Raw genomic sequence first — 17723 nt, forward strand, 5'->3', positions numbered from 1 at the left:
CATGTATGTCGCGGTGAAAGGCGGCGAGGCCGCCATTGCCAATGCGCACCGCCTGCTTGCCGATCGCCGCCGCGGCGACCGCTCGGTGCCGGCGCTGCGCCTCGACCAGATCGTCGAGCAGCTGGCGCTCGGCGTCGACCGCGTGATGAGCGAAGGCTCGCTCTATGATCGCGAGCTGGCAGCACTCGCCGTCGTCCAGGCGCGCGGCGACATGATCGAGGCGATCTTCCTGGTGCGCGCCTACCGCACCACGCTGCCGCGCTTCGGTTACACCAATCCGGTCGATACCGGCGCCATGCAGCTCGAACGGCGCATATCGGCCACGTACAAGGACCTGCCGGGCGGACAGGTGCTCGGCCCGACCTTCGACTATACCCACCGGCTGCTCGATCCCGAGCTTGCCGCCGGCGCCGAGGTCGAAACGCCCGCGCAGCGTCCCGTCGAGGCCGAAGCCATGCCGCGCGTCTCCGCGATCCTCGCCCATGAAGGGCTGATCGAGGCCGACGGCGACATGCCGCTGGACCATGTGCCCGGCGACATCACGCGCGAGCCGCTGCAATTCCCGATGGCACGCGACATCCGCCTGCAGGCGCTATCGCGCGGCGACGAGGGCTTCCTGCTGGCGCTCGGCTATTCGACGCAACGCGGCTATGCCCGCAACCACCCCTTCGTCGGCGAAGTACGCATCGGCGAGGTCGCGCTGGAGCTGGACGTGCCCGAGCTGCCTTTCGCCGTGCCGCTCGGCTCCATCCGCGTCACCGAATGCCAGATGGTCAACCAGTTCAAGGGCTCGGCCAAGGCGCCGCCACAGTTCACGCGCGGCTACGGCCTTGTCTTCGGCCAGAGCGAGCGCAAGGCGATGGCGATGGCGCTGTGCGACCGGGCGCTGCGCGCCGGCGAGCTCGGCGAAGACGTCGTCGCCGCCGCGCAGGACGAGGAATTCGTCATCTCGCATTCCGACAATGTCCAGGCGACCGGCTTCGTCGAGCACCTGAAGCTGCCGCATTATGTCGACTTCCAGGCCGAGCTAGGCCTGGTTCGCCGCATGCGCGCCGAATACGAGGCACGGGAGAACGAGGACAAGGCCGCCGAGGAGAAGCGGGAGGCTGCGGAATGATCCTAACGTCCGCCGCCACCGAACCACAGGCCGATATAGCCACGCGCGCCGGCAACGGTCTCGCCGCGTGGCGGCGCCTTTGGCGCGGGCAGAACCATCTTCCACAGCACAAAGGCCACGATGCCGGCAAACACCAGCAGCAGCACGCCAAGATGCATCCAACCGGTAGAGTCCATTCGGGCGCCCTCCCGCCTCTTTGGCGCCAAATCCATAGCACAGAGCGGACGTGATCGCCATGACCGACATCGCCACCTACAACTTCGCCTATCTCGACGAGCAGACCAAAAGGATGATCCGCCGCGCCATCCTGAAGGGCATCGCCATTCCCGGCTACCAGGTGCCTTTCGCCTCGCGCGAGATGCCTATGCCTTACGGCTGGGGCACCGGCGGCGTCCAGGTCACCGCCTCGATCATCGGCCCGGTTGACGTGCTGAAGGTCATCGACCAGGGCGCCGACGACACCACCAACGCCGTCTCGATCCGCGCCTTCTTCAAGAAGGTCGCCAAGGTCGCCGTGACCACCGAAACCGCGACGGCGACCATCATCCAGACCCGCCACCGTATCCCCGAGCATCCGCTGACGGCGGGCCAGGTGCTGGTCTTCCAGGTGCCGATCCCCGAGCCGCTGCGCTTCCTCGAGCCGCGCGAGACCGAAACGCGAAAAATGCATGCGCTGGAGGAATACGGCCTCATGCATGTGAAGCTCTACGAGGACATCGCCAAGCACGGCCGCATCGCCACCACCTACGCCTATCCGGTCAAGGTCGAGGGCCGCTATGTGATGGACCCCTCGCCGACGCCCAAATTCGACAATCCGAAGATGCACCGCTCGCCTGCCCTGCAGCTGTTCGGCGCCGGCCGCGAGAAGCGCATCTATGCGGTGCCGCCCTTCACCGATGTGGTGAGCCTCGATTTCGAGGATCATCCTTTCGAGGTGCAGACCTTCGACCAGCCCTGCGCGCTGTGCGGCGCAGAAAATGTCTATCTCGACGAGGTCATCCTCGACGACCATGGCGGCCACATGTTCGTCTGCTCGGACACCGACCACTGCGAGAAGCGGCGCGACGATGGCCATCACGGTCACCTTGCCCCCGAGACCCATCTTGCCCCCAAGACCCACCCCGCCGAGAAAACGGAGCCGGCTAAATGAGCGACGAACCGCTGCTGCGCGTCTCCGCGCTGTCCAAGTTCTACGGCTCGCGCGTCGGCTGCGAGAATGTCTCCTTCGACCTCTGGCCGGGCGAGGTGCTGGCGGTGGTCGGCGAGTCCGGCTCCGGCAAGACGACGCTGCTCAACTGCCTGTCGACCCGGCTGCTGCCTTCGTCCGGCACGGCCAGCTACCGCACGCGCGACGGCCAGTGGCGCGAGCTCTACCGCATGAGCGAGGCCGAGCGCCGCTTCCTGATGCGCACCGACTGGGGTTTCGTCCATCAGAACCCGGCGGACGGACTGCGCATGACGGTATCGGCCGGCGCCAATGTCGGTGAACGGCTGATGGCGGTCGGCGACCGCCACTACGGCAAAATCCGCGCCACCGCCGTCGACTGGCTGTCGCGTGTCGAGATCGACGAGGACCGCATCGACGACGAGCCGCGCGCCTTTTCCGGCGGTATGCGCCAGCGCCTGCAGATCGCCCGCAACCTGGTCACCGGCCCGCGGCTGGTGTTCATGGACGAGCCGACCGGCGGCCTCGACGTCTCGGTCCAGGCCCGCCTGCTCGATCTGTTGCGCGGGCTGGTCACCGATCTCGGCCTTGCCGCGATCGTCGTCACCCACGACCTCGCCGTGGCGCGGTTGCTGTCGCAGCGCATGATGGTGATGAAGGACGGCCGCGTCGTCGAAAGCGGCCTCACCGACCGCGTGCTCGACGATCCGCGCGCGCCTTACACGCAGTTGCTTGTTTCCTCGATTTTGCAGGTGTGATGATGGCGCCGGGTCACCCTCTTTCAGGCTATTCATTGAACTTTGGCGATTGGCGAAACCGCCCGACACAGCCCCTTCTCCCCGTCACTATACGGGGAGAAGTGCCCGGCAGGGCGATGAGGGGCGGCGCTGACTTGGCGAGAAGGCGCGCCGTGGACGCCAACCTCGCCCCGTTAGCTTCGGTTTGCGCAGAGCGACTCCTCAGCCGGGCTCCGGCGCTGCCCCTCATTGTCCTGCCGGACATTTCTCCCCGTATAGTGACGGGGAGAAAGGGCTGTACCCTCCCGCCGACACACGACAACCGGAGCACCTTCTAATGCCCACCCCTCTCGTCGTTTCCGATGTCGCCAAAAGCTTCACCATGCATCTGCGCGACGGCGTGACGCTGCCGGTGGTGACGGGTGTCTCCTTCTCGATCCGCGCCGGCGAATGCGCCGTGCTCGGCGGCCCGTCGGGCGCGGGAAAAAGCTCGATCCTGAAGATGCTCTACGGCAACTACGCCGTCGATGAAGGCCAGATCATCGTCCAGCATGGCGGCGGGTTGATCGACCTCGCCTCCGCCAGCCCGCGCACCGTGCTTTCCGTGCGCCGCCACACCATCGGCTATGTCAGCCAGTTCCTGCGCACCGTGCCGCGCGTTTCCGCGCTCGACGTCGTCGCCGAGCCGCTGGTCGAGCGCGGCGAGGACAGGGAAAGCGCGCGGATGAAAGCGCGAGCCTTGCTCGCACAGCTCAACCTGCCGGAAAAGCTCTGGGCCTTGCCGCCCGCGACCTTCTCGGGCGGCGAGCAACAGCGCGTCAACATCGCACGCGGCTTCATCACCGAGCATCCAATCCTGCTGCTTGACGAGCCCACCGCCTCGCTAGATGCGAAGAACCGCGATGTCGTGGTCGAGCTCATCGCGGCCAAGAAGGCGGCGGGCGTTGCCCTGCTCGGCATCTTCCACGACCTCGACGTGCGCGACGCCGTCGCCGACCGCGTCATCGATGTCACTGCCTTTGCCGCAGGGAAGATCGCTGCATGAGCAAAAAACTTTCGGAGGCGCCGCTGATCCATCCGACGGCGCAGGTCGAAAACTCGACCCTCGGCCGCTGGACCGAAATCGCCGAGCGCTGCCGCGTCGCCGAATGCGAGCTCGGCGACTATTCCTACATGATGCAGGACTGTGCCGTGTGGTGCGCGACCATCGGCAAGTTCTCCAACATCGCGGCGAGCGTTCGCCTCAATGCCACCAACCACCCGACCTGGCGGCCGACGCTGCACCATTTCACCTACCGCGCCTCCGACTATTGGGATGACGCCGAGCATGAAAGCGAGTTCTTTGCCCAGCGCCGCGCCAGGCGCGTCATCATCGGCCACGACACCTGGCTCGGCCACGGCTCGACCGTCCTGCCCGGCGTCACCGTCGGCGACGGCGCGGCTGTCGGCGCCGGCGCCGTGGTGTCGAAAGACGTCGCGCCCTACACCATCGTCGGCGGCGTGCCGGCAAAGCCGATCCGCGAGCGTTTCGACCGCCGCACCGCCGAGCGCTACCAGGCGCTTGCATGGTGGGATTGGGACCACGCCCGCCTGCGCGCCGCGCTGGATGATTTTCGCGAGCTGGAGGCCGAGGCGTTTCTGGAGAAATATGGCGGCTGAAGATCGTGAATGGTGAATGGTCAATAGTGAATGGCAACGAAGCTCTTCTTCCCACCATTCACCATTCACCATTCACCATTCATACCCTTGACACATGACTCGGACAGGACGCCATCTCCCCCAGGAGATCGCCATGCTCGACACGATCAGACCTTCGCTCGCCGGGTTTTTCGAAGGCACCAATCCGACGCCGCCCACCCATCTCGGCACCCGTTACGACACGGCTGGCAACTTCCTCGTCGAGCCCGGCAACACCGTCGTCTGCCATCTGGTCGAAGGCTCGCCTTCGCAAGCTGCCATCATCGAGGTGCGCGAGCGCGTCCGCGCCATGCCCGACGCGGATCGCCTCGCCTTCACGCCGATCTCCAGCCTGCACATGACGCTGTTCCAGGGCATCATCGAGTATCGGCGGCGCCTTCCCTACTGGCCGTCCGACGCGCCGCTCGATACGAGCATCGACGACATGACCCAGCTCTATCTCGACCGCCTACAGGGTTTCGAAGGCCGCGGCGCGTTCAGCGTCAAAATTGTCGAAGTGGTGCCGACCGGCCTGACGGTTGCGGGCGCCACAGAGGAAGACCGGCTTGCGATGAAAGCCTGGCGCGACGCGCTGTCAGTGCCGTTCGGCTACCGCCATCCGGACCACGACACTTATGTCTTCCACATCACCTTCGCCTACCAGATCCGCCGTCTCGCCGACGAACAGGCGGCAGCCTGGCAGGACCTGTTCGACGACTGCCCGTCGTTCCTCGATCGCGAAGCTCCCGTGATCGAGCTCAGGCCCCCGGCCTTCTGCAGTTTCAAGGACATGAAGCATTTCGAGGAACTGCTTGTGCTTGGTTAAATCCCCAAGCCTGGGACTCGTAACAAAACTGACATCAATCCGACACCGCAGCTTCATCGGCCTGCGCTAGCGAAGGTCAACAGACCTGCAAAAGCGCGACGGACTGGAGTTTTGGTATGTCAGCATCATCGGCCACGCTCGAAATCCGCGGCGTAACCCGACGATTTGGCAAGAATACCGCTGTCAGCGACATCAACATTTCGATCCCGCGTGGTCAGATGGTCGGCATCATCGGCCGCTCGGGCGCCGGCAAGTCGACGCTTTTGCGTATGATCAATCGTCTCATCGATCCCAGCCAGGGGTCGATTTTTTTTGACGGCGCCGAGGTCTCCAGCCTGCAGGGTTCGCCGTTGCGCCGCTGGCAGCGCGACTGCGCCATGATCTTCCAGCAGTTCAACCTCGTGCCGCGTCTGGACGTGCTGACCAACGTGCTGCTCGGCCGCCTCAACCACCGCTCGACGGTCTCCAACCTGCTCGGCATGTTCACGCGCACCGAGTGCGCCGAGGCGGTGGCCGCGCTCGAGCGTCTCGACATCGCCCGCACCGCGTTGCAGCCGGCCGGCACGCTGTCCGGCGGCCAGCAGCAGCGCGTCGCGATAGCCCGCGCCATGATGCAAGAGCCGAAAGTACTTCTGGCCGACGAGCCGATCGCCTCGCTCGACCCGCTCAACGCCAAGGTGGTGATGGACTCGCTGCGCGACATCAACCTGCGCGAAGGCATCACCGTCGTCACCAATCTGCACACGCTGGACACCGCGCGCGCCTATTGCACCCGCATCATCGGCATGGCCGCCGGCAAGGTCGTCTTCGACGGCGCCCCGGAAGACCTCGACCGCAACGCCGTGCGCACGGTCTATGGCGCCGATGCCAGCGGCGCCGAGATCTCCGAGGCCATCACGTCGACCAGCGTGACCATCAAGCCGAAGATCACCGCATCCGCCGGACCGCTCGAACCAGCCTTCCCTGGCTACTGACTCCGCCGCCCGGCCGCAGCCAGTCCGGGCGTCGTGGATTTCAGCAGAGCAACCCGGATCGCCCGCCAGCGTCAACGGCAAGACTTGAAAAATCAGAACGCCGCCGGCGCGCAGCCGGAACAACAGGAGAGAGATCGAAATGTTCAGGAAGATGGTTTTTGGGGCGGTTTCGCTGCTCGCCATGGCGACAAGCGCCGCGCACGCAGCTGACATCAAGGAATTCCGCGTCGGCATCCTCGGCGGCGAGAACGAGACCGACCGCCTGCGCAACTACCAGTGCCTCGCCGACCACCTGAAGTCGGAATTCGGCTTCGAGAAGGTGTCGCTGTTCCCGGCCGCCGACTATGACGGCGTCATCCAGGGCCTGCTCGGCGGCACGCTCGACTTCGCCGAGCTCGGTGCCTCCGGCTATGCCAGCGTCTATCTCAAGGACCCGAAGGCCGTCACCCCGATCCTCACCACCAAGCAGACCGACGGCTCGACCGGCTATTATTCGATCGGCCTGGCGCTGAAGACCTCCGGCATCACCGACATCAAGTCGGCCAAGGGCAAGAAGCTCGGCTACGCCGATCCGGACTCGACCTCGGGTTACCTGATCCCGCTGACCCAGATTCCGAAGGACACCGGTGCTTCGAACGAGACCTACTTTGCCTCGACCCAGTTCAACGGCGGCCATGAGAACAACGTGCTCGCCGTGCGCGACGGCAAGGTTGACGTGGCCGTCGACGATTCCTCCGGCATCGGCGACTTCAAGAACGGCTTCACTTCCGGCACCTTCCACAAGGAAGTCGCCAAGGGCGCCGTCGACCCGAACGACTTCGTCGAAGTCTGGCGCTCGGGCCTGATCCCGAATGGCCCGCTGGTCGTGCGCACCGCGCTGGGCGACGACATGACCGCCAAGCTCACCGCGTTCTTCACCGCCCTGCCGGCCAAGGACAAGGCCTGCTTCGAAGGCGTCGAGGGTGGTGATTTCACCGGCTATGTCCCGGTGAAGCCCGACTTCTACAGCGTCATCGTCGAGGCCCGCAAAGCCGCTATCGGCGGCTAACGGCAACAGGAAAAAGGGCGGCGTTCGAAACGCCGCCCTTTTTGCATGTCCACATCATGACATCAGCGACACTCCATTCCGACGCGACAAAGCAACAGGCGGACGCCTGGCGGCGCCAGACCTCGTTGCGCCGCTTCTACACCGCGCTTGGCGTCGGTCTGCTGCTCATCGCCATGTGCGCCACCATGTGGTTCGCCGACGAGGCCAATGCCGGCCATTTCTTCGACCGGCTGCCGCATCTTCTGGATTTCCTGAGCTGGCTGGTCCCGAAGGACTGGAACGACGTCTGGCGCGCGCTGTTCGACATCGCCTCGCCCAACGACAAGGGCACGCAGGAATTCAACTTCCCGCTCGGCCGCGTCTATGTCTGGGGCGGCCTCTACATTCCCGAATATTTCGAGCTGATGCTGACCACGGTGAACGTCGCGCTGGTCTCCACCTTCATCGGCTTCGTCTTCGCCGTTCCGTTCTCCTTCATCGCCGCGCGCAACCTGACGCCGAACCCGATCCTGCGGCTTGTCGTCAAGCGTTTCATGGAATTGCTGCGCGCTTTCCCGGAGATCGTCATCGCCGGCCTGTTCGCGGCCATCGTCTCGATCGGCCCGGTCGCCGCCATCATCGCCATCGGCCTGCATTCGATCGGCGCGCTGGGCAAGCTGTTCTACGAGATCAATGAGAACATCGACATGCGCCCGGAGGAGGGCCTGCGCGCGGTCGGCGCCAACTGGTTCGAGCGCGTGCGCTTCGCCGACCTGCCGCAGGTGCTGCCCAATTTCATGTCCTACACGCTGCTTCGGATCGAGATCAACGTGCGCATCTCGACCATCATGGGCGCGGTCGGCGGCGGCGGCATCGGTGAGGAGCTGAAGCTTTCGATCTCGCGCGGCTTCGGCGCCAAGACGCTGGCGCTGGTGCTCCTGCTCTTCGTCACCATTTTCCTCGTCGACCAGTTCTCCGCCTGGCTGCGCCGCAAGCTCGTCGGCGAGCAGGCTTTCCTGATGAGCGCGTGACCATGATCCCGAACCGAAGGACCGCGTTAGCGAAAAGTGGACGCCGGTTTTCGGACAAGATCATGGTCAGGAGCAAAGAGTAAGCCATGGCAGTGACCGCCTCCGAACTAAGCGCCATCGAAGATCGCCATCCGCTGATATTCCAGCGTCCTGTCTACAAGCGCTTCTGGCCGCTGCTGCTGATCGCCGGCTCGGTGCTCTACCTCGCCTATGCCTTGTGGTTCTTCAGCCTGCCGCAGGTGCTGCGCGAGTCGCATTGGGAACGCCTGCCGCTCTTCCTGTCGCAATGGATCAGCTACGACCTGCAGCCGGAATTCCGGCTCGACCAGCCTCAGATCACGCCGAAATATCCGCGCTTCTCGGCGCTCGGCGAGAACCCCGATCCCGATTGGGTGGTCAAAAACCCCGGCGGCACCTTCACGGTTCAGATCGACGGCGACGCGAAATCCGTCACCTTTGACAAGACCAGGGCGACGATCACGGCCAATGGCGTGACCGTGCCGATAACGCTGATCGGCGGCAAGCCGGTGGTCACAGGTCCGGTGCCCGACTGGGTGACCGTCCATGACGACGAGATTGTCGCCAAGATGGGCTTTGCCGGCGAGGTGCGCGTCACCGTTGACCGCGTCAAGGTGCGCAAGCGCTTCCTCGGCTGGGCCAATTTCGTCTTCGACACGCGCTCGCCCTTCTTCGGTAAACCGGCCGGCGAGGTCATCTCGCTGATCGTCTCGGGGCCTGAGCTTCAGCCCGGCACGTCCAACCTCGCCTTGGCCGCCGACAACATCTGGAACAACGCGCAGTGGCAGCACGGCGATGTCTGGACGAAGCTCCTGCAGACCATCGTCATGGCGTTCCTCGGCACGCTGCTCGGCGCCATCGTCGCCTTCCCGCTCGCCTTCTTCGCCGCCCGCAACATCACGCCGAGCGGCGTGCTCAGCCAGGTGCTGAAACGCTTCTTCGACTTCATGCGCTCGGTCGACATGCTGATCTGGGCGCTCTTCTTCACCCGCGCCTTCGGCCCCGGGCCGCTGGCCGGCAGCGCCGCGATCTTCTTCACCGAAATCGGCACGCTGGGTAAAACCTACTCCGAGGCGCTGGAGAACATCGACGACAAGCCGCGCGAAGGCGTGCTCTCGACCGGCGCCAACGGCATTTTGGTGCAGCGCTACGGCGTGCTGCCGGAAGTGGTGCCGGTCTTCATCAGCCAGACGCTCTACCAGTGGGAATCCAACACCCGCGGCGCGACCATCATCGGCGCCGTCGGCGCCGGCGGCATCGGCCTGAAACTATGGGAAGCGATGCGCACCAATTCGAACTGGGCCAACGTCTTCTACATGGTGCTTTTGACGCTGCTCGTCGTCTTCATCTTCGACAACATCTCGAACTTCCTGCGCCGCAGGCTGAGCCGCACGCTGCATGATTACAACAGGCTGCAGGCCGAGCGGGGTTGATAAGCTCAGCGCACGAGGGTGTACCGAGATTCAGGTCAGGCCGAGTCGAAAATGGTGGCGTCCGAGAACCGGAGCGGAGCGTACTTGAAGTACGTGAGCACCGGAAGCGCAGGAGGCCGCCATTTGCAGGCCGGCCTCACCTGAATATCGGTGCACCTAAGCGGCCTTCTTCCACCCATTCCTGATATGCTTATACCCCTCGCGATAAACCGCCTCCGGGCTCTCGGCGAAATCCCGCCACACCTTGGTCGCCGCCGCCAGATCCTTCAGCGAGCGTCCGAACGACTCGATGGTCAGCCAGTCGTCATAGCCGCTTTTGCGGATGGCGGAGAACGTCTCCTTCCAGGGGATGTTGCCACGCCCCGGCACGCCGCGGTCGTTCTCCGAAATATGGATATGGACGACGTTTCGGCGATGCTTCGTATAGGCGCCGATCGGGTCGGCCTCCTCGATGTTGGCGTGGAACGTGTCGTACATCGCCTTGATGTGCGGCCGGTCGATCGCGTCGATGTGCTCCGACAGGTCGGCCATGGTGTTGACGAGATAGCATTCGAAGCGGTTGAGCGCCTCCAGCCCGATGGTCACGCCCCTCTTGCCGGCATGGTCGCCGATGGCGCGCTGCGAGGCGATCGAGCGCTTCTTTTCGGCGGAAGTCGGCCCGCTGCCGGAAAAGGCGCCGAGCGTCGAATGCAGCGGCCCGCTGAGCCGGTCCGCGCCGAGGGCTGAGCTGCAGTCGATCGCCCATTTCATGTAGTCGATGCCGGCCTTGCGCGTCGCGGCATCCGGCGAGATCAGGTTCATCGCCGGATCGCCCATCGCCGAGACGGCGGTTCGCTCCAGGCCGATGCGGTCGAGCATCTCGCCGAGCTTTTTGTAGTCGTCGGGCACCCCGACGAAGACCGGTATCTCGACGCCGTCGAAGCCGGTCGCCTTGATGTCCTTCAGCAGCGCCTCGTGCTTCTTCGAGACGCTGGTCGTCCACAAGAACATGCACATGCCGATTTTCATCGACCCTCCCCCCTCATCACCTTCGATCAAGGGGTGATGAGATTCAGGTCAGGCCGAGTCGAAAACGACGGATTCCGAGAACCGGAGCGGAGCGTACTTGAAGTACGTGAGCACCGGAAGCGCAGGAAGCCGCCGTTTGCAGGCCGGCCTCACCTGAATATCGTCCCCCCTACAGTTTCGTCCACGCCCCATTCTTCTTCGACGACTTCACGCAGGCCTCAATGAAGGCCATGCCTTCGACGCCGTCCGCGATCGTCGGGAAGACCACATCCTTGCCTGGCTTGCCGCCCTTCCGGCGCGCCGCGCGGATGGCGCGAGCGGCCTCCTGGTAGATGTTGGCAAAACCTTCGAGATAGCCCTCAGGATGGCCGGACGGCACGCGGCTGACGCGTGCCGCGACCGGCATCGCGCCGGCGCCGGCCCGGGTGAGCAGCTGCTTCGGCTGACCGAACGGCGTGTACCAGAGATAGTTCGGGTCGGCCTGCACCCATTCCAGCCCGCCCTTGGAGCCATAGATGCGCAGCTTCAGCCCGTTCTCGTGGCCGGGCGCCACCTGGCTTGCCCAGATCATGCCCTTGGCCGGATGCTTGTTGCCGACCGGCTTGAAGCGCAGCATGACATTGACATTGTCGTCGAGCTGTCGGCCCGGCACGAAGGCGTCGAGATCGGCCGACAAAGAATCCAGCTCCAGGCCGGACACGAAGCGGGCGAGGTTGTAGGCATGCGTGCCGATGTCGCCCAGCGCACCGCCGGCGCCAGCCTGCTTGGGATCGGAGCGCCACGAGGCTTGCTTCTGGCCGGTCGCGGCGAGATCCTCGGTCAGCCAGTCCTGCGGATATTCCGACTGCACGATGCGGATGTCGCCGAGCTGGCCTTTGGCCACCATCTCGCGCGCCTGCCGGATCATCGGATAGGCGGTGTAGTTGTGCGTCAGCACGAACACCTTGCCGGTCTTCTCGACCAGCGCGGCGAGCTTCTTCGCCTCTGCCAGCGAGGTCGCCAGCGGCTTGTCGCAGATGACGTGGATGCCGGCCTCGAGGAACGCCTTGGCCGCCGGGACATGCACGTTGTTGGGCGTGACGATCGCCACGGCCTCTATGCCGTCGGGACGCTTGGCTTCGGCCTTGGCCATCTCGGCATAGGAGCCGTAGCTGCGCGCGGGATCGAGTCCGAGTTCTTCGGCCGATGCCTTGGCCCGCGCCGGATCCGACGACAGCGCGCCGGCCACCAGCACGAAATCGTTGTCCATGCGCGCCGCGATGCGATGCACCGCGCCGATGAAAGCGCCCTGCCCGCCGCCGACCATGCCGTAGCGGATCGGGCCGCCTCCCGCTTCCGACTTCGATGCGCCGACCATGCCTGTCTCCCTCGTGTCTTGGATGTACCTCCCTCGGCGGGAGGCGAAGTCGTGTCAAATCCCCATCATCGCCCGCAGCAGCTTCTTGTCCGTTGTACCGGCGGCGAAATCGTCGAAGGCCTTCTCCGTCACCCGGATGATATGGTGCTGGATGAAGGGTGCGCCTTCGGCGGCGCCGTCCTCGGGATGTTTCAGGCAGCACTCCCATTCCAGCACCGCCCAGGAATCGTAATTGTACTGGGTGAGCTTGGAAAAGATGCCGCCGAAATCCACCTGTCCGTCGCCCAGCGAGCGGAAGCGGCCTGCCCGGTTCACCCAGCCCTGGTAGCCGGAATAGACGCCTTGCCGCCCGGTCGGGTTGAACTCGGCGTCCTTGACGTGGAACGCCTTGATGCGCTCGTGATAGATGTCGATGAACTCGAGATAGTCGAGCTGCTGCAACAGGAAATGCGACGGGTCGTAGTTGATGTTGCAGCGCTTGTGGCCGCCGACCGCGTCGAGGAACATCTCGAAGGTCGCGCCGTCGAACACATCCTCCGAAGGATGGATCTCGTAGCCGACATCGACGCCGTTTTCCTCATAGACATCGAGGATCGGCTTCCATCGTTTGCCGAGTTCGCCGAAGGCTTCCTCGATCAGCCCCGCCGGCCGTTGCGGGAAGGGATAGAGGTAAGGGAACGCCAACGAGCCGGTGAAAGATACCGAGGCATTCAGCCCGAGATTGCGCGATGCCTTGGCGCCGAACTTCATCTGTTCGACGGCCCATTCCTGCCGCGCCTTGGGATTGTTGTGCACCGATGGCGGCGCGAAGCCGTCCATCTGTGCATCGTAGGCTGGATGCACGGCCACCAACTGGCCCTGCAGATGCGTCGACAATTCCGTGATCTCGACGCCAGCCTCGGCGCAGGTGCCTTTCACCTCGTCGCAATAGGCCTTCGACGACGCCGCCTTCTTCAGGTCGAACAGGCGTCCGTCCCAGGTCGGGATCTGCACGCCCTTGTAGCCCAGGCCTGCCGCCCATTTGGTGATCGAAGCCAGTGAATTGAACGGTGCGGCGTCGCCCGCGAACTGCGCCAGAAACAGGCCGGGGCCCTTCATCGTCGTCGGCATCGGCATCCTCCCTCTTTGTTTTCACGACCAAGCATAGCGCCGATTGGAGCGAGGACCAGTCTGTTTGGTCAATCTCACCGGCGTCTACGCACTGCGTCATTCTGGTATTACCAAATCCCTTGGGTCGGTCAAGCGGTCGAAAACCCTGGGAAGGCGCCACTTTACGGCTCACGAGGGGAAATTGTCTTATTAAATCATGAAATTACACGGCCGGTCCGGCCTCCGATGGCCACTTCTTGCCGCGCGTGAAAATTTGCTGTAGAGGTCATGGTGAACCCAATTGGTCGAACCAGTTTCGAGGAAAATGCTGGCAGTGCCTTGGGGAGGAATCATGCGACCGCTTCGGTCGGAGCGTCGCGGGGTAAATGTGACTGGCGAATTCTGGGAAGGATAGACCATGCATCTTTCGACGCACAATTGGATGCGGGCGGAGCCACTGGAGGTGACGCTCAAGCGCATCAAGAAATTCGGCTACGAATCGATCGAGATTTCCGGTGAGCCCGAGCAGTACAAGACCAAGGAGACGCGCGCGCTGCTCAAGGAGCATGGCATCCGTTGCTGGGGTTCGGTGACGCTGATGCTGGGCGAGCGCAACCTCGCCGCCAAGGACCAGGGCCAGCGCGAGCGTTCGGTCAAATACGTCAAGGACGTGCTCACCATGGTGAGCGAACTCGACGGCGAGATCATCACGCTGGTGCCCGCGACCGTCGGCAAGGTCGTGCCGGACGGCACCGAGGCGGAAGAATGGGGCTGGGTGGTCGACGCCACGCGCGAGTGTTTCACCCATGCCAAGAAGGTCGGCGTCAGGATCGCCGTCGAGCCGCTCAACCGCTTCGAGACCTATCTCTTCAACCGCGGCGCCCAGGCGCTGGCGCTCGCCGATGCGGTGAGCCCCGAATGCGGCGTCTGCCTCGATGCCTACCATATCCACATGGAGGAATTTAACGTCTATGACGCGATCCGTCAGGTCGGAAAGCGCCTGTTCGACTTCCATGTCGCCGACAACAACCGCTTCGCCGCCGGCCTTGGCCAGATCGACTGGCCGAAGATCGTGCGCACGCTGAAGGAAGTCGGCTATGACGGCGCGCTGACCAACGAATTCGTCGCGCCCGTCGACCGCACGCCGGCCGCGCCCTATCCGGAGATGGTCGAGCGCAATCCGGTCGACATCTCGCCCGAGCAGCTCAAATTCATCCAGGACCACGGCTCCAGCGTGCTCACGGAGAAATTCTACACCGACCAGATGCGCATCACCGCTGAAACGCTGCTGCCGCTGATCAAGTAGACCTCCGATTGAAATCCTTCCGCCCGGCGGGCGGAGGGGCCGAAGGGAACACATGCGCATCAAAAGCGTCCAGGCCTGGTGGGTTCGTATCCCGATCGAAGTCGCGAAGCAGCATCGCAGCGACTTCGGTCAGGTGACGACGTTCGACGCCGCCATTCTGCGCATCGAGACCGGTGACGGCGTGGTCGGCTGGGGCGAGGGCAAGAACGCCGCCGGCAGCGCCGGCAGCTATGGCGCGCTCGTGCATATGCTGAACCACGAGGTCGGCCCGCAGCTCATCGGCCGCGATCCGGCCGATATCGGCATCATCTGGGAAATGCTCTATAACGGCGTGCGGCATGAGACGGCGGCGCATGCCGGCCATGCCATGCCGCAGCTGGCGCGGCGCGGCATGAGCGTGGCGGCGATCAGCGCCGTCGATATCGCGCTCTGGGATATTCTCGGCAAGTCGCTGGGGCAGCCGGTGTGGCGGCTGCTCGGTGGCCGCAAGGTCGAACGCATGCAGGCCTATGCCTCGGGCGGCTGGGCCGCCGCCGACGCGATCGGCGAACAGTTGCAATCCTACATCGCCAAGGGCGGCTTCAAGGCGCTGAAGATGCGCGTCGGGGCCATGGACGGCGCCCCGCATGTTTCGGCCGCACGTGTGCGCGCCGCAAGGCAGGCGATCGGCCCGGATGTCGAGCTGATGGTCGACGCGCATGGCACCTACACCGTCGCCGAGGCCAAGCGCTTCATCAAGCTCACCGCCGATCTCGACCTTGCCTGGTTCGAGGAACCGGTGATCGCCGACGACAAGCCGGGCATGGCCGAAGTGCGCGCCTCCGGCTCTACGCCGATCGCCACCGGCGAAAGCGAGGCGACGCGCTACGCCTTCCGCGATCTGGCGGTGCTGAAATCCGCCGACATCTTCCAGCCGGACCCGGCGTTTTGCGGCGGCATCAGCGAGGCGATGAAGATCGGCACCATCGCCAGCGCCTTCAACCTGCGCTTCGCGCCGCATCTGTGGGCCGGCGCGCCCTGCTTCTTTGCCGGGCTGCACGTGTGTGCCGCATCGCCCGCCTCCTTCATCATCGAATATTCGCTCGGCGCCAATCCAATGATCCACGACCTTGTCAAGGAGACTGTCGAAGCGAAGGACGGTATGATAGCGATCCCTGAAAAGCCTGGATTGGGATTCACCATCTCCGAGCGATTCCTGGAGGCGCACGCGCAACGTATTTGACGATGAAAGAAAAGAACCTTCTCGCGGAACTCGCCGCTTATCTCTTCTCCAACTCGGACAAGGAGTCCGGCCGCACGCCTTCGGAGCGCGAGCTGGCGGAACATTTCGGCGTCAGCCGCGGCCAGATCCGCGAAGCGCTCGCCATCCTGGAAGCCATGCGCATCGTCGAGCGGCGCGCCAAGTCCGGCATCTACATCGACACCAAGCAGGCGAGTGTCGAGGCGCTGGCCCTGTTCGCGCGCGCGGGCCTGCCGCTCGATCCGGTGCAGATCTACGAGACGGTCGAATTGCGCAAGATCCACGAGATCAAGGCGGCCGAGCTTGCCTGCTCGCGCGCCACGGAAGAGAACTTCGAACGCCTGCGCGAGATCCTGAAAGCCTCGGAAGAGCGCATCGCCGCCGGCGAAGGCCTCGCCAAAGAGGACCGCGAGTTCCACCTCGAGATCGTGCGCGCCACCAAGAACAGCGTCTTCCACAACATCTGCAGCGTCTATTACCTGATGGGCGAGCAGCGCCTGCCGATCTATTTCAACGATCCCGAACGCAGCGTGCGCTCGCATGCCGAGCATATCCAGATCTACGAGGCGCTGTTGCGCCGCGACGGCAATCTCGCCCAGGCCCTGATGAATGCTCATTTGCAGGGCGCCGAGAGCTACTGGAAGGGGATCATCGAAGGCCGCGGAATGGAGCCGAAAGGCGCGGCGCTCGAGAAAGCTTGAGCTCATGCGCAAGATCCTGTCGACGCATCCGCTGCATCCTCGCGCCACGGCCATGCTGGCCGGCGCCGGCCAGCTTGTGGTCGCTTCCGCGCTCGATCCCAGGACGCTGACCGCTGAGGCCCGGGACGCCGACATCGTCATCGTGCGCGCGCTGCTGCCGCCGGGGCTGTTTGCCGGTGCTTTGAGCCTGCGCGCCGCGATCCGCCACGGCGCCGGGCTGGACATGATCCCGGTCGAGGCCGCGACCGCCGCCGGCGTGCTGGTGGCCAACGTGCCCGCCGTCAATGCCCGCTCGGTCGCCGAGCATGTGATGTTCACTGCCCTCGCGCTCTCGCGGCGCTTCCGCATGATGGACCGCGACCTGCGCGCCAAGGGCTGGCTTGCCGGGCGCGAGCATGCCAATTCGACAAGCGAGCTTGCCGGCAAGACGATCGGCATTGTCGGCCTCGGCGCGGTCGGCCAAGCGGTCGGCCATATCGCCGCGCACGGCTTCGACCTCAATGTCGTGGCGACCACGCGCAGCCTGCGCCCGGCGCCCGAGCGCGTCGGCTTCCTGTCGATCGACGCGCTTGTCGAGCAGAGCGATATCATCGTGCTCTGCTGCCCGCTGACGGAGGAGACGCGCGGCCTGATCAGCCGCGAGCGCATCGCCCGCATGAAGCCCAACGCGCTGCTGATCAATGTCTCGCGCGGTCCGGTGGTCGACGACGACGCGCTGATCGAAGCCTTGCGAGAAGGCCGCATCGGCGGTGCCGCGCTCGACGTCTTTTCCACGCAGCCGCTGCCGTCGAACCATCCCTATTTCGGCTTCGACAACGTCATCGTCACTCCGCATATGGCCGGCATCACCGAGGAATCGATGATGCGCATGGGCGTCGGCGCCGCCGGCGAGGCGCTGCTGGTGCTGGCCGGCAAACTGCCGGTCAATCTGCGCAATCCGGAAGTTATCGAGCACTACCGGCGACGCTTTCCGGTCAACGGTTAGAGCAATTCCAGGAAAAGTGTGAGCGGTTTTCC

At 64.5% G+C, this 17723-nt stretch carries 18 protein-coding genes; 14 read left to right on the forward strand and 4 right to left on the reverse strand.

Going from position 1 to position 17723, the window contains the following annotated elements:
* Position 1 precedes the first annotated feature (1 nt).
* On the forward strand, positions 2 to 1117 hold the full coding sequence (locus AC0YKC_RS15720; protein ID WP_488511684.1) for a carbon-phosphorus lyase complex subunit: 1116 nt from the start codon (positions 2 to 4) through the stop codon (positions 1115 to 1117).
* Between the two features lie 2 nt (positions 1118 to 1119).
* Here AC0YKC_RS15720 and AC0YKC_RS15725 read toward each other — a convergent pair whose 3' ends face one another.
* The gene (locus AC0YKC_RS15725) at positions 1120 to 1293 is read right to left on the reverse strand and encodes a hypothetical protein (RefSeq protein WP_320296944.1); all 174 of its coding nucleotides are present in this window, start codon (positions 1291 to 1293) and stop codon (positions 1120 to 1122) included.
* Positions 1294 to 1352: 59 nt separating this feature from the next.
* On the opposite strand from AC0YKC_RS15725, the gene AC0YKC_RS15730 reads away from it, so the two are divergent.
* From AC0YKC_RS15730 to phnE (AC0YKC_RS15770), 9 genes are all read left to right on the forward strand, one after another.
* On the forward strand, positions 1353 to 2267 hold the full coding sequence (locus AC0YKC_RS15730) for an alpha-D-ribose 1-methylphosphonate 5-phosphate C-P-lyase PhnJ (protein ID WP_488511685.1): 915 nt from the start codon (positions 1353 to 1355) through the stop codon (positions 2265 to 2267).
* Positions 2264 to 3040 (forward strand): phosphonate C-P lyase system protein PhnK, encoded by a 777-nt coding sequence (gene phnK / locus AC0YKC_RS15735; RefSeq protein ID WP_488511686.1) that lies wholly within the window; start codon positions 2264 to 2266, stop codon positions 3038 to 3040. Before AC0YKC_RS15730 ends, phnK begins: the two co-directional genes overlap by 4 nt.
* A 316-nt stretch (positions 3041 to 3356) precedes the next feature.
* Complete coding sequence (phnL, locus tag AC0YKC_RS15740; protein ID WP_488511687.1) at positions 3357 to 4064, forward strand: phosphonate C-P lyase system protein PhnL; 708 nt, start codon at positions 3357 to 3359, stop codon at positions 4062 to 4064.
* The gene (locus tag AC0YKC_RS15745) at positions 4061 to 4678 is read left to right on the forward strand and encodes a DapH/DapD/GlmU-related protein (RefSeq protein WP_320296948.1); all 618 of its coding nucleotides are present in this window, start codon (positions 4061 to 4063) and stop codon (positions 4676 to 4678) included. The genes phnL and AC0YKC_RS15745 overlap by 4 nt, the downstream gene beginning before the upstream one ends.
* Positions 4679 to 4811: 133 nt before the next feature.
* The gene (locus AC0YKC_RS15750; RefSeq protein WP_488511688.1) at positions 4812 to 5522 is read left to right on the forward strand and encodes a DUF1868 domain-containing protein; all 711 of its coding nucleotides are present in this window, start codon (positions 4812 to 4814) and stop codon (positions 5520 to 5522) included.
* 116 nt (positions 5523 to 5638) lie between these two features.
* Positions 5639 to 6496: a phosphonate ABC transporter ATP-binding protein gene (gene phnC, locus AC0YKC_RS15755; protein ID WP_434724058.1), complete on the forward strand. Its 858-nt coding sequence runs from the start codon at positions 5639 to 5641 to the stop codon at positions 6494 to 6496.
* A gap of 139 nt (positions 6497 to 6635) precedes the next feature.
* Positions 6636 to 7544, forward strand: a complete 909-nt coding sequence (phnD, locus tag AC0YKC_RS15760) for a phosphonate ABC transporter substrate-binding protein (protein WP_488511689.1) — start codon at positions 6636 to 6638, stop codon at positions 7542 to 7544.
* Positions 7545 to 7600: 56 nt separating this feature from the next.
* The gene (gene phnE, locus AC0YKC_RS15765; protein WP_434724060.1) at positions 7601 to 8554 is read left to right on the forward strand and encodes a phosphonate ABC transporter, permease protein PhnE; all 954 of its coding nucleotides are present in this window, start codon (positions 7601 to 7603) and stop codon (positions 8552 to 8554) included.
* An 86-nt stretch (positions 8555 to 8640) separates the two neighbouring features.
* Positions 8641 to 10005 (forward strand): phosphonate ABC transporter, permease protein PhnE, encoded by a 1365-nt coding sequence (gene phnE / locus AC0YKC_RS15770; protein ID WP_488511690.1) that lies wholly within the window; start codon positions 8641 to 8643, stop codon positions 10003 to 10005.
* 156 nt (positions 10006 to 10161) lie between these two features.
* Here the strand turns inward: phnE (AC0YKC_RS15770) and AC0YKC_RS15775 are convergent, their stop codons facing one another.
* From AC0YKC_RS15775 to AC0YKC_RS15785, 3 genes are all read right to left on the reverse strand, one after another.
* On the reverse strand, positions 10162 to 11013 hold the full coding sequence (locus tag AC0YKC_RS15775; protein WP_488511691.1) for a sugar phosphate isomerase/epimerase family protein: 852 nt from the start codon (positions 11011 to 11013) through the stop codon (positions 10162 to 10164).
* Positions 11014 to 11182: 169 nt separating this feature from the next.
* Positions 11183 to 12370: a Gfo/Idh/MocA family protein gene (locus tag AC0YKC_RS15780; protein WP_488511692.1), complete on the reverse strand. Its 1188-nt coding sequence runs from the start codon at positions 12368 to 12370 to the stop codon at positions 11183 to 11185.
* Between the two features lie 54 nt (positions 12371 to 12424).
* A complete protein-coding gene (locus tag AC0YKC_RS15785) occupies positions 12425 to 13480 on the reverse strand; it encodes a sugar phosphate isomerase/epimerase family protein (protein ID WP_488511693.1) in 1056 nt (351 codons plus the stop codon).
* Positions 13481 to 13877: 397 nt separating this feature from the next.
* Between AC0YKC_RS15785 and AC0YKC_RS15790 the strand changes: the two genes are divergently transcribed.
* The 4 genes from AC0YKC_RS15790 to AC0YKC_RS15805 are packed head-to-tail and all read left to right on the forward strand — an operon-like array spanning position 13878 to position 17691.
* Positions 13878 to 14765, forward strand: a complete 888-nt coding sequence (locus tag AC0YKC_RS15790; protein WP_320230675.1) for a sugar phosphate isomerase/epimerase family protein — start codon at positions 13878 to 13880, stop codon at positions 14763 to 14765.
* A gap of 52 nt (positions 14766 to 14817) precedes the next feature.
* Positions 14818 to 15987, forward strand: a complete 1170-nt coding sequence (locus tag AC0YKC_RS15795) for a mandelate racemase/muconate lactonizing enzyme family protein (protein ID WP_488511694.1) — start codon at positions 14818 to 14820, stop codon at positions 15985 to 15987.
* 2 nt (positions 15988 to 15989) lie between these two features.
* Complete coding sequence (locus AC0YKC_RS15800) at positions 15990 to 16706, forward strand: FadR/GntR family transcriptional regulator (RefSeq protein ID WP_320216915.1); 717 nt, start codon at positions 15990 to 15992, stop codon at positions 16704 to 16706.
* A 4-nt stretch (positions 16707 to 16710) separates the two neighbouring features.
* Complete coding sequence (locus tag AC0YKC_RS15805; RefSeq protein WP_488511695.1) at positions 16711 to 17691, forward strand: hydroxyacid dehydrogenase; 981 nt, start codon at positions 16711 to 16713, stop codon at positions 17689 to 17691.
* Positions 17692 to 17723 lie beyond the last annotated feature (32 nt).

The organism is Mesorhizobium sp. CNPSo 4661, assembly GCF_057784215.1.